We start from the raw sequence: 12,472 nt of genomic DNA on the forward strand, positions 1-12,472 counted from the left end.
GACGCAGACAGCATTTGCATCACCCGTACGGCGCGGCACGCATGGGGCCGCTGTTCATCCTCGGTTGTTTCGGACCCTGATGGGGGTTGTTGGTGTTCGGAAGACGGGTGCCGCGTCGTCGACGGCGGCATGGGCGGAGCAAGTTCACGCTGGTTCTGGCGATGACCGTGGCGGTGACGGCAGCGGGGCTGACCCCTGTCGTACAGGCGGCGGAGTCCTCGCATCAACTGAAGCCGCTGTGGGAGCGGAAGGTCAGCAGGACCGAGGTGGTCACCGGCCTCGGTGCCAGGGCCGAGCGGGACAAGGCCGCAGCCGCGCGAAAGAAGAACGAGGAGCAGTCCAAGACCGCGAGGAGTCAGCAGGAGGCGGTCTGGCCGCGAGGTGGCGAGAACCACCTGAGCATCACACCTGCGGACAAGACCTCTGCAGCTCCCGTCGGTGGGCTCTCCGTTGCCATCAGCACTCCGAAGTCCGCGAAGGCCGCGAAGTCCGCCAAGACCCCGGCCACCGGTGAGGCACGGGTTCGTGTACTGGGCCACAAGGCCGCGGCAACGCTGGGAATCAAGGGCGTCGTGCTGTCGGCGGAGGCTTCACAGGCCGGCTCCGCGGACGTGCGTGTGGGATACGGCGAGTTCGCCTCCGCGTACGGCGGCGGCTGGTCCGGCAGGCTGGGGTTGGTCCGGCTTCCGGAGTGCGCCCTGACCACACCGCAGAAGGCCGAGTGCCGTACCACCACGAAGGTGGCGTCGGCCAACGACATTTCCCGGCAGTCCGTCACCGGCACGACCGCCCTGTCGGCCTCCGCTCCCACAGTGCTGGCCCTGGCGGCGACCACCTCGGGTGAATCGGCCTCGGGCGCGGGCACCTACGCGGCCACCCAGCTGTCCCCGTCGGCCACTTGGGAAGCGGGAGGGTCGTCGGGCGCGTTCACCTGGTCCTACCCGATGACGGTTCCCCCGGCCCCCGGCCCGGCCCCCTCGTTGTCCCTCGGGTACGACTCGGGCTCGGTGGACGGGAAGACCGCGTCGACGAACAACCAGTCCACGCAGGTCGGTGAGGGCTTCGACCTGTCCGCCAACTCGTACGTCGAGCGCACTTACGGGGCGTGCGACGAGGACGGGCAACCGGACAAGTTCGACCTGTGCTGGAAGATCGACAACGCCAGCCTGGTCCTGAACGGCAAGTCGTCCGAGTTGGTCAAGGACGACACGACGGGCACCTGGCGGCTGAAGGACGACGACGCCTCGACGGTGACACTGTCGACGGGCGCGGAGAACGGCGACAACAACGGCGAGTACTGGACGGTCACCACTGGAGACGGCACCCGCTACGTCTTCGGCCTGAACAAGCTTGCGGGTGCGGGCACCGAGCGCACCAACTCGGTATGGACCACACCGGTGTTCGGCGACGACTCCGGCGAGCCGGGCTACGACCAGGGCAGCGCGTTCGCGGACCGCGCGGTGACGCAGGCATGGCGGTGGAACCTCGACTACGTCGAGGACCTGCACGACAACGCGATGTCGTACTGGTACACCAAGGAGACCAACTCCTACGCCAAGAACGACGCGGCCACGGCCACCGGCTCGTACACCCGTGGCGGCTACCTCACCAAGATCCTCTACGGCCAGCGTGCCGACGCCCTGTTCACCGGAGTGACCCCGGGCAAGGTCGAGTTCACGTACGCGGAGCGTTGCACCGCCTCCGACTGCTCGAACCTCACCGACTCCACCGCTCCGAACTGGCCGGACGTACCCTTCGACGTCATCTGCGCGTCGGGCGCCGACTGCGATGCCACCGGCCCCACGTTCTTCTCCCGCAAGCGGCTGACCGGCATCGACACCTTTGTGTGGTCGGCCGGCACCAGCGCTTTCGCTCCGGTGGACACCTGGGACCTCACCCAGCAGTACCTGGACGGCGGGGACATCGGTGACACCACCGACCAGACCCTGACGCTCAAGAGCGTCAAGCACACCGGGAAGAACGGCACCGCGATCGGCCTCAACCCGGTGACCTTCACCTACGACATGCGCCCCAACCGGGTCGACGGGGAACGGGACGACATCCTGCCGCTGACCCGGCCGCGCATCCGCACCGTCACCTCGGAGACCGGCGCCGTCACCGACGTGACCCTCTCGGGCCAGGAGTGTGTCCGGGGCAGCAACATGCCGGCGGCCGAGGACGACAACTCCACGTCCTGCTACCCGCAGTACTGGCACATCAACGGTGCCGAGGACGCCTCGATCGACTGGTTCCACAAGTACCGGGTCACGGACGTGGTCACCAGCGACCCCACCGGACACAGCGCGACCATGGAGAGCCACTACGCCTACTCCGGTCCGGCCTGGCGCTACGACGACTCGCCGTTCACACCCACCGACGAACGCACCTGGTCTCTGTGGCAGGGCTACCGCACCGTCACCGTCACCCAGGGATCCGGCTCCGACCTGTCCAAGGTGACGTCGGTGTACCTCCAGGGCATGGACGGCGACCGGCTCCTGAAGGCGGACGGCAGCCTCGATCCCGACGCCCGGCGCGACGTGACAGTGCCGGGGATCGGGTTCACCGGACTGAGCGTGCCGGACCAGAAGGACAACGAGCCCTACAACGGCTTCCTGCGTGAGCAGATCACCTACAACGGCACCACGCCCGTCTCCGTCACGGTCAACGACCCGTGGTCGAAGAGGACGGCCACGCAGCACAAGTCGTACGCCGACACCGAGGCGTACTACGTGCGCACCGGTAAGGCAGCCACGTACACCTACCTCACGGCAAACCAGTCCTGGCGTTCGGCGGCCGTCAGCACCACGTTCGACGACTTCGGCTTGCCGGTGAAGGTCGACAACACCGGGGACACGGCGAAGACGGGCGACGAGACCTGTACCCGCACCTGGTACGCCCGCAACGCCGACCTGGGCATCAACTCCCTCGCCTCCCGGAGCCGGACGGTGGGCAGGGCGTGCTCGGTCGGTGAGGCGGACCTCTCACTTCCGTCGGGCGTGGCCTCTGCCGGGGACGTCGTCTCCGACACCGCGACCGTCTACGACAACACCGCGGCCACGGCCTGGACCGCCTCCCAGACCCCGACCAAGGGTGAGGCGAACTGGACAGGCCGTGCCTCGGCCTACCCGGCCGGTGTGTCCGGCGGCGAACGGAGCCCGTCCGCCTGGCAGACCGTCAGCAAGACCACCTTCGACAAGCTGGGCCGCCTGCTGACCGCGACGGACGCGGGCAACAACACCACCACGACCACCTACACCCCCACGGACGTCGGCCCGGTCACCCGCACCCAGGTCAAGGACCCCAAGCTCTTCAGCACCTCCACCTTTCTCGATCCGGCGCGCGGCCAGCCCCTGAGGGTGTTCGACCCGAACAACCGGGTCACGGAAACCACGTACGACGCGCTCGGCCGCACCACGGCGGTGTGGCTGCCCGACCGCATCCGCGGCGGCCAGCAGAGCGCCAGCTACGTCTACGACTACTCCGTCTCCAGCACCGCCCCGTCCTGGACATCCACGGGCACGCTCAAGGCGGACGGCGACACCTACTCCACCGCCTTCACCATCTACGACGCCCTGCTGCGCCCCCTTCAGACCCAGTCGCCGGGTGCCACCAGCGGCCGGATCCTGACCGACACCCGCTACGACAGCCGGGGCCTGGCCTACGAGGCGTACGCCGACATCTTCGACACCTCCGACCCGTCGGGCACGTACGCCCAGGCCGAGTTCGGTGAAACGCCCAGCCTCACCAAGACGGGGTACGACGCGGCCGGCCGGCCGGTGACGACGGCGTTCCTGGTCGGCGGGGTGCAGAAGTGGCAGACCACGGCCACCTACACCGGTGACTCCACCGCGACCAGCGGCATCCCCGGTGGTTCGGCCACCCGCACCATCACCGACGCCCTCGGCCGCACGACCGAGACGCGTCAGTACGCGAGCACGTCGCCGACCGACAGCGAGTACGGCGGTTCCGTCGGCGCGGACTACACCCGCACACGCTTCACCTACACCCCCGACGGCAAGCAGAAGACGATCACCGGCCCCGACGACGCCGCCTGGTCCTACGCCTACGACCTCTACGGTCGCCAGACCACCGCGAGCGACCCGGACAAGGGGACGACGACCACCGGCTACACGGCGCTCGACCAGGTGTCCTGGACGAAGGGCGCGGCCGGGCAGGCAGTCGTCTCCGCCTACGACGTGCTCGGCCGGGTCACCGACACCTGGAAGGCCGCCTCAGGGGCGAACCTGACCGACCCCACCGTCCTCGCCGCGCAGAAGACGGACACCAACAAGCTCACCCATCTCGCCTACGACACCGTCGCTTCCGGCAAGGGGCAGGCCGCCACCTCCACCCGTTACGTCGGCGGAGCCGCAGGCAAGGCGTACACCCAGAGCGTCACGGAGTACGACAGCCGCTACCGCGTCACCGGATCCAGCATCACCCTTCCGTCCGACGACCCGATGGTCACCTCCGGGGCCCTGGCCACCAACACCCTCAAGTTCACGGCTTTCTACAACACCGACGGCACTCTCAAGCAGACCACCGAACCGGCCGCCGGTGGTCTTGCGTCCGAAACCCTCAGCTACGGCTACTCCGACCGGGGTCTGCCCACCACCCTCGCCAGCGGGTCCAATCGCATCGTCCTGGGCACCACCTACACCGATCTGGGCCGGGTTTCCCTTCTCAAGCTGGGTGTCTCCGAGGCGGAAGGCACCGGCAGGATCGAAATCACCAACAACTACGAGGACGGCACTCACCGGCTTCTTCAGACACAGGTCCGCGCCACGTCGCACGCCTACGACGCGCTCAACCTGCACTACAGCTACGACGACGCCGGCAACGTCACCAAGATCTCGGATGCGACTTCGGTTCCTGGTGGGGGCGGGGCCGACACCCAGTGCTACACCTACGACGGCTACCAGCGTCTGACCGAGGCGTGGACGCCGACCGACGCCGACTGCTCGGCCGACCGCCGCACCACGACGAACCTCGGTGGTGCCGCTCCCTATTGGTCCAGCTACACGTACAACAGCGCCGGCCAGCGGGCCACGGAGACGACTCACGCCGCCAGCGGTGCCACCGCGAAGACGTACTGCTACAAGGGAGGAAGCAGCCAGCCGCACACGCTGCTCAACACGGCCGCCGGTCCCTGTGCCAATACGACGGCGACGTACGCGTACGACGCGGACGGCAACACCACCAAGCGGCCTGACGGCACCACGAGCCAGACCCTGACGTGGAACGACGAGGGCAGACTGGCCCAGCTGACGGAGAACCCGGGCGGGACGGCACGCACCACCCAGTACGTCTACGGTGCCGACGGCGGCCTCCTCATCCGCCGCAGCACCGCGAGCGACGGCGAGACCGTCCTCTACCTCGGGGCCACGGAGGTCCACCTCAAGGCGGGCAAGAAGTGGGCCAACCGCTACTACGCCTTCGCGGGCAGCGCCGTCGCCCTGCGCAGCAACCAGACCGGTACGGAGAAGATCAGCTACCTGTCCGGTGACCAGCACGGCACCAGCACCACTGCCATCACGTCGGACACCCAGGCCCTGACCAAGCGTTACCTGACCCCCTTCGGCGCGGACCGCGGCACCCCCGTCCTGGGTCCCTGGCCCGACGACAAGGGCTTCCTCGGCAAGACCGCCGACACGGACACCGGCCTCACCCATGTCGGTGCCCGTGAATACGACCCGTCCATCGGCCAGTTCATCAGCGTGGACCCGGTCCTGGACCCGAGCCGGCACCAGTCGCTCAACGGCTACAGCTACGCCAACAACAGTCCCGTCACCTTCAGTGACCCGACGGGCCTGTACCTCGACGACGGAACCGGCCAGAGCGAACCGAATCCCAGGGCCACTGGCAAGACACGCTCGAATGTCGGCGTTCCTCGCGGTGGCGTCGGGCCTGGTGGCTGTTATTACACCTGTGCGCCGGCACGCGCCTCCAATGGCGGTTCCCACGGGGGCTCCAACGGCGGTGGCGGGGGAGGCGGTGGCTGGTTCAGCGATTTTGTCGGCACTGTGGTCGACCAGGCAAAAACGAGTGTCATCTCTCTCGTCGAGGCCCCGTACCAGCAACTGAAGACCGACAAGGAGTGCGTCTTCGACGGTGAGGGATGCGCAGACGCCTTCACCCAACTGCTTCTCGGCTCCAACCCGGCTCTGGCGGGCGCGATGGCGGGTACAGCGCGAGTGCAGGAGATCTACGGGGACTACGCGAACGGCGACAGCGCCGAGGGCACCGGGAAGCTGCTCTTCGACGTGGCCCTGCTTGCGGCAACACGAGGCGCAGGTGCTGAGGTCGAGGGCGAAAGCGTTGTCAGCAGATTCCTGAGCGCAACCAAGGAAGCTTGCAGTTTCACCCCCTCCACCCTGGTCCTGATGGCCGACGGCAAGACCAAGGCCATCGGCGACATCGAGCCCGGAGACGCGGTTGAGGCCGCCGATCCTGCCGACGGAAAGCACGAAGGGCTCCGCGAGGTCACCGCCACTCACGTCAACCACGACTATGACCTCGTCGACCTCCGCGTCCAGGGCGAAGACGGCAGCACGGCCACCCTTCACACCACGTCCAAGCACCCCTTCTGGGACGACACCCTCCACACCTGGGTGCCCGCCGGCGCCCTCAGCACAGGCCACGCCCTCAACACCGCCGCCAACCACCACGTCCAGATCACCGCCGTCATTCCCCGCCCCGGCGACCGAGACATGTACAACCTCACGGTCAACGACCTCCACGCGTACTATGTGCTGGCTGGGGCGACGCCGGTCCTGGTTCACAATTGCGGCGGTGCTCTGCTTGATCGAGCCCGCGAGCTTTATGCGACGCGGGCCGACGAGGCATCGACAGTTGCGGTTGCCCGAGTTCGGAACGTGAATACGGGTCGATCTGAAACGTGGGTTGCAACTGAACGCACGGGTCTGCCCGATGAATGGAGGGGTGGCAATGCGCCGCTGCGCGGCGAGCGCTACATCCCCGGGCAAGGCCATGCCGAGGCTACGATCATGAATCGCTTGGGGAGCGACTGGGAGATCACAGGGATGGCTTCGTCGACTAGGATGTGCCCTGCATGCTTCGCGCAAGCGACAGGTCCAGGCATGGGCCTCACACCAAGCCCGATCGGCAAGGGCGCCGGAGTGTCGAGTACTGGAAACACGCCATGGCGAGTGGTTCTAGGGGGTGGCGGCTGATGGACTTGTGGAGTTTGACCGGAGGCCTGTCTCTCGCCAGGATGCGACCCATTCTTGAGGTTGCGGGGGCCTCCCACCTGGCAGAGATCGATGACATCGTCGCTGGGTGCAGTGGTCCAGCAGTTCCTGGAGGTGCAGAGAAGATTGCCTCGCTGAGGAGCTGGCGAAGCGAGATCGGTGCCCTGGAGGACTCGTCTGCCCCGTCATATTTTCAATCGACAGCTGCTGGCGTAGCGATTCTGGTGGCGTCGCAAGAGGTGCCTTCAGACGATCGCGAATGGCGGATCAGATCCAGCGTGGGGAACTTCTGGGATTCCTGCGATGATCTGTTGCAGGCCGGTGGCGGATACTCAAGGGCTGAGTTTCAGGGAATCAAGACGACTCTACGGGGAGTTGAGGACATATGGCGCGAGGGTGATTTCCGCTTGTTGTCCGAAGAGGGGGCCGATGTCGCGGAATTGTACGCGGAACGCCTCTCTAAGATTCGCTCCAGTTACCCGAAGCGTCGGCAGATTGCGCGAGTCGTAGCGGAGTGTGCCGAGTGGAATACTCCGACAATTTCCCCGTGATTCCTGGCGGGATTGTCGGAATCTGGTAGCAGTGCGACGGAGCCCTCATCGACAGTGATGTCGATGAGGGCTCCGTGCCGTTTGACGGCAACGCTGACGGCAACGTCAGCGGACGGCGACCGCAGTGGGCGGGTCGTCAGGGGCGTCGTCCTGACCGCCGAGGGCGTGGCCCAAGGCGTCGATGGCGTCACGCTGGAGTCGGAGCCGTACGTGGGCGTAGACGCCGGCGGTGACGCCGATGTGGGCGTGGCCGAGGAGTTCCTTGATGACGACGAGGTCGACGCCCTGTTCCAGGAGCAGGGTGGCGGTCGAGTGGCGGAGGTCGTGGAAGCGGATGCGTCGGAGGCCGGCCCGGTTGAGGAAGCTGCGGAAGCGGCGGGTGAGGTTGGCCGGGTCGAGAGGCCGTCCGGTGGGCGTGGTGAATACGAGCCCGCTGTCGCTCCAGTCCGATCCTGCTGTCCCTCGCTCCTTGTCCTGCCGTCCTCTGTGCTCCTTGAGGGAGTGGAGGCATTCGGTGGGGAGGGCGATGCGGCGCTCGGACGCCCGGGTCTTGGTGGGGAGGTGGGTGAGGCCGCCGGTTCGGGTGCGCTGGAGCGAGCGCCGGATGCTGGCCGTCCCGGCGATGAGGTAGAGGTCTTCCCAGTGGAGGCCAAGGAGTTCGCCCTTGCGGAGTCCGGTGCGCAGGGCGAGTTCGTACAGTGCGTGCAGCCGGTCGGTCCGGGCCGCGTCGAGGAACTGACGGGCCTCGGCCGTCGTGAAGGGCTCGAAGCGCCTGGGCCGGGGTGCGGTGGTTTTGACGTTTCGTGCGATGTTGCGAGGCAGCTCGTCCTCCCGGACGGCGTGTTCCAGGGCGGACTTGAGCACCGAGTGCAACGTAGGTCACGGTCAAGGGCGACAGTCGCTTCTGGCAGCACTCGCCGACCGCGCAGCACTGCTTCTGTTCGTTGTCGAGTCCCTGGGTGCAGCACTGGCAGGTGGTGCGGAGCCGGTCGAGGAAGGCGCGGACATCCTTGGCGGTGAGCCGCGCGATCTTCTTGGGGCCGAGGCCGGGGATGAGGTGAAGGCGGACGCAGGTGGCGTAGCGGGTGTGGGTGTTCTCGCGGAGCCGCTGGACGGCGACGCTGCCCAGCCAGTAGGTCAGATAGTCACCGACGGTGCTGTCGGCGGTGGCGACGGGCAGCCCGCGGTCGCTGGCGGCGATTTTCTCGGTGAGTTTGTCGGCCGCCTTTCTGCGGGTGGTGCCGTAGACGCGGATGCGTTTGCTGGTGCCGTCGGCGGCGAGGACGTAGCCGGCGGCTTCCCAGCGCCCGTCCTTGCGCTGGTAGATGGTGCCCTCGCCATTGGCACGGGCAGTCTTGCGCTTGGGGGCGGTCATCGGGCGGCCTCTTCCAGGTGGCGCTGGACGTAGTCGTCCAGGGTGTGGGCGGGTATACGGCGGGCGCGGCCGATGGTCAGGGAGGCCAGGCGGCGGGTGCGCATCAGGTCGTAGAGGGCGGAGCGGCCGATCTTGAGGCGGGCCATTGCCTCGGGGACGGTGAGGAGTTCGTCGTCATGCACGAGTGGTCACCGCCGGTTCGCGCGTCGGGCCGCCGCCGATGAGTGCGGCGAGGCGTTCGAGGTCGGGGGTGAGGCCGGTGCCGTCGTAGGCCCAGTGGGCGAGGACGACGGCGGTCGGGGAGGGAGGAGGGGTGTGGCGGCGGTGCCAGGCGGCGCGGGCGGCCCGGAGGGCGCCGAGGGTGGTGGAGTAGGCGCGGGTCTTGGTGGAGAAGTGGCCGCGGAAGCCGAGCATGTGGGCCCACTTGCGCAGGTTCAGGTACTTGAGGTCCTCGCGGGCACCGAGGGCCCAAGCGGTGCGAATCATGCGGGCGGCGTGCTCGGGCACGGACTCAAACCAGAGGTCGGTGATCCTCTTCAGCCGGTGGTCGAGGGTGCCGGTCGCGGCTTCGGTGCCCTTGGTGGCGTACTTGGCGACGTATCCCGCGACCTTGCCCTCGGTAATAGCGGTCCCGCCCTCGAAGGCCGTTGACCGGATGATCCTGGTGTCGATCTGCTCGCCGAAGGTGAAGGAGTGGGCGCGGCCGTTGATCTTGGGCCCGTCGACGTGGGCGCGGGTGGCCGCGATTCGGATGGCGTAGGCGAGGAGTTCGGGGGTGGCCCAGGCGGGTGGCGGGCTGTAGGGGCCTGCGGGGCCGTCGAGGCGGATCACGGCGTGGAAGTGGATCAGGCCGCGCTGCTGGTACTCGGCGACCTTGGCGTACGAGACCCGGACGGCCTTGTGCAGCAGACGCTGAGGGGTACCGGCTGCGGCTGCGATGGTGCGGCGCAGGTGGAGCATCAAGCGGGCCCACAGAGCCGGGGCGTGGGCGTTCCACAGCACCGCGCCCGCGTAGTCGTACCGCTCGGGGTCGAGCGGTGTACCGAGGTAGGGGTCTCCCTTGGTGTGGGTGCGTCCGCAGCGGCAGCGGCTCGCGCCGGAAGCCGCGTGCGACGATCACTCCGGGTTTGGGCTGGGTGATCCGGATGCGGCGCATGCCCCAGGCGTCGCACAGGCCCTCGTCGGCGTCCTGCCAGGCAGTCAGCCCCACCTGTGGCAGCGCGTCGGCGGTGACGGTGACGCCGAAGGGGTCAGCGCGGGTGTGCAGGCGGGGCACCAGCACGCGCGGCTTCGGCAGCTGCTCCTGCGGGCCGTACTGCTGGAGCACGGTGGGGGTGGCGTCCTTGACGGCCAGACCGAGCATCGGCGCGAGCCGCTTCCAGCCCCACCGCATCCGCCGCGCCTGCCGCAGACTGACACGGGTCTCGGCATCGGCCCGGTACCAGCGGGCGGTTTCCCGGTTTGGACGGGCCGGAAATAGCTGATAGACGGCACGGAAGGCGGCGGGGTGGCGGGCGTAAAGGCGACGCGGCGCGGGCGCAGGCCGATGGGCAGCGGGGTGCAGCTGACGTTCGAGGTCGTCGCCGAGGCCGTGCGCGAGCGGATCCGCTCGGGTGGGCTGCGGCCGGGTGACGCGTTGCCGACGCAGGCCATGCTGATGCAGGAGTTCGGGGCGTCGAGCCTGACCGTGCAGAAGGCCATGGCCCTGCTGAAGCAGGACGGGTGGGCGGTCTCCTGCCCCGGCAAGGGCGCCTTCGTCGCACACCGCGACCACGACGCCGACGATGCTGATGACCTCGACAGTCCGGAGGCGACCGCACCCGTCGGCGGGATGACGGCCCGCGTCGAGGCACTGGAACGGGCACTGGCCGACGCCGTCGAGCAGATCGCCGACCTTCGTGGCCGCGTCGAAGCCCTGGAGATGGGCAGCGGGCGGGGCCGCTGACCCGCCGTGCCGGGCGGCCGGGGGCCGCCCGGCGGGTGCGTCCAGATTTTCTGTACGAGGTTCAAGGTGGCGCCCGCCCGCCAGAGCTGGCCACCGTCGCCGACCGACCCGCCGTCGGGCGAGCAGCCGACGCCCGCGCGAGGCACAGGCAGACGGCCAGACCCAGGCGCGAGCGGGACTTGACTTGGTGCCGCCGGAGCCAAGTTGTGGGCGTTGGAGCCCTCGCGCTTCGCACAGCAAGTTGTCGCCCACGACCGTCCTACGGCCGGATCGCAGGCACGGGCCGACCAGGGGGCCGACCTTCACGCCCGCCGCCGGACTCGCCGAGGGCGGTGGTCGGCGTTGCCTCCGGCGGGGGCGAAGCTCCCGACCACCCGTCGGGGGCTGATTCCTCCCGCCCCGGCCCCGCGCCGCCAGACTGGGCGACGCGCCAGCCCCGCCGTACGCTGCCTCTCCCGCTCGGGCCCGATCCCGCCGAAAGAAGGCCGACCCTGCACCACCTCGGCCGGTTGCCGCTGGTTTGCGGGTGGCGCCGTGGCAGCAGGACGAAGGGGGAGTGCGGGGGTGTGCGACGCTGGGGTCGCGGCGACGGCACACGACCTGAACTGCGAAGTCGCGCTCTCGCTCCCCGTGCCATATATCATCGGCGATATGGACAGCGGGCGGTACTCGATCGAGATCGAGCCGGAGGTGCGGCTGTGGCTGGAGAACATTCCCACCCATCACTACAAGCAGGCCGAACGCGTCGCCGACCTGCTCGCCGAGCAGCCCACCACGCTCGACGAACCGCACTCCCGCCACCTGGGCGGCAAGCTCCGCGAGCTGCGCTTCCGCCTGGGCGATGCCCATCAGCGGATCACCTACTGGCTGGCGCCCGGCCGACGTGTCGTGCTGCTCACCGTGTTCCGCAAGACCAAGATGCGCGAGCAGGCCGAAGTGGACCGCGCCCACGCCGCACAGCGATGGTGCGAGGCAGAGCATGAAGCCGCCGCCGAGCACGACCTCTACAGCCGCAACCTCAAGGAGAACCGATGAACCACAGCGAATGGAGGACCCGTCGCCACCGCCGGCTGCTGGGCGAACACCTGGACGCCGACCCCGAGTACGACCGGGTCTACGAAGAGGCCGGCCTCGCCATGACGTTGGGCAAGGCCGTCCACGACCGGCGTAAGCAACTGGGCTTGAGCGAGGCCGACCTCGCCGAGCGCATGCACGTCGACGTCGATGACATCGAAGGCATCGAGACGGCCACCGAGCTGCCTCCCATCGCGGTCATCATGCGCCTGGCCCGCGCACTGGACCTCACGGTGGACGTACACCTCGCCGGCGGAGACGAGCCCACCGTCACCATCGTCGCCCCAGCGGCCTGAGGCGGGGAGGAGCCATGCAG

At 68.4% G+C, this 12,472-nt stretch carries 5 protein-coding genes and 2 pseudogenes; 4 read left to right on the plus strand and 3 right to left on the minus strand.

The genetic code is table 11. From position 1 onward, the window contains the following. The first annotated feature begins 161 nt into the window (after positions 1 to 161). Positions 162 to 7,193, plus strand: coding sequence for an RHS repeat-associated core domain-containing protein (locus AB0F77_RS16915; RefSeq protein WP_361948241.1), 7,032 nt, complete (start codon positions 162 to 164; stop codon positions 7,191 to 7,193). A 674-nt stretch (positions 7,194 to 7,867) separates the two neighbouring features. Here the strand turns inward: AB0F77_RS16915 and AB0F77_RS16920 are convergent. From AB0F77_RS16920 to AB0F77_RS16930, 3 genes and pseudogenes are all read right to left on the minus strand, one after another. Then, a pseudogene (locus tag AB0F77_RS16920) lies at positions 7,868 to 9,137 on the minus strand (tyrosine-type recombinase/integrase). After that, complete coding sequence (locus tag AB0F77_RS16925) at positions 9,134 to 9,319, minus strand: helix-turn-helix domain-containing protein (protein WP_361948244.1); 186 nt, start codon at positions 9,317 to 9,319, stop codon at positions 9,134 to 9,136. Before AB0F77_RS16925 ends, AB0F77_RS16920 begins: the two are co-directional and overlap by 4 nt. Next, positions 9,312 to 10,214 (minus strand): annotated as a pseudogene (locus AB0F77_RS16930) (replication initiator); the annotation flags it as partial. The gene AB0F77_RS16925 and the pseudogene AB0F77_RS16930, both read right to left, overlap by 8 nt. A 430-nt stretch (positions 10,215 to 10,644) precedes the next feature. On the opposite strand from AB0F77_RS16930, the gene AB0F77_RS16935 reads away from it, so the two are divergent. From AB0F77_RS16935 to AB0F77_RS16945, 3 genes are all read left to right on the plus strand, one after another. Beyond that, the gene (locus AB0F77_RS16935; RefSeq protein WP_361948247.1) at positions 10,645 to 11,082 is read left to right on the plus strand and encodes a winged helix-turn-helix domain-containing protein; all 438 of its coding nucleotides are present in this window, start codon (positions 10,645 to 10,647) and stop codon (positions 11,080 to 11,082) included. Between the two features lie 651 nt (positions 11,083 to 11,733). Continuing rightward, on the plus strand, positions 11,734 to 12,117 hold the full coding sequence (locus AB0F77_RS16940) for a type II toxin-antitoxin system RelE/ParE family toxin (RefSeq protein WP_361948250.1): 384 nt from the start codon (positions 11,734 to 11,736) through the stop codon (positions 12,115 to 12,117). After that, positions 12,114 to 12,452, plus strand: a complete 339-nt coding sequence (locus AB0F77_RS16945; protein ID WP_361948253.1) for a helix-turn-helix transcriptional regulator — start codon at positions 12,114 to 12,116, stop codon at positions 12,450 to 12,452. Before AB0F77_RS16940 ends, AB0F77_RS16945 begins: the two co-directional genes overlap by 4 nt. The last annotated feature ends 20 nt before the right edge of the window (positions 12,453 to 12,472 follow it).

Origin of the sequence: Streptomyces sp. NPDC026672, from assembly GCF_040638185.1 — a bacterium.
In the GTDB taxonomy this organism is placed as follows: Bacteria; Actinomycetota; Actinomycetes; order Streptomycetales; family Streptomycetaceae; genus Streptomyces.

Excerpts from the sequence above, each read along its gene's own strand:
- AB0F77_RS16915 (WP_361948241.1), top strand. The coding sequence starts at position 162 with ATGACCGTGGCGGTGACGGCAGCGGGGCTGACCCCTGTCGTACAGGCG.
- AB0F77_RS16940 (WP_361948250.1), top strand. The coding sequence starts at position 11,734 with ATGGACAGCGGGCGGTACTCGATCGAGATCGAGCCGGAGGTGCGGCTG.
- AB0F77_RS16945 (WP_361948253.1), top strand. The coding sequence starts at position 12,114 with ATGAACCACAGCGAATGGAGGACCCGTCGCCACCGCCGGCTGCTGGGC.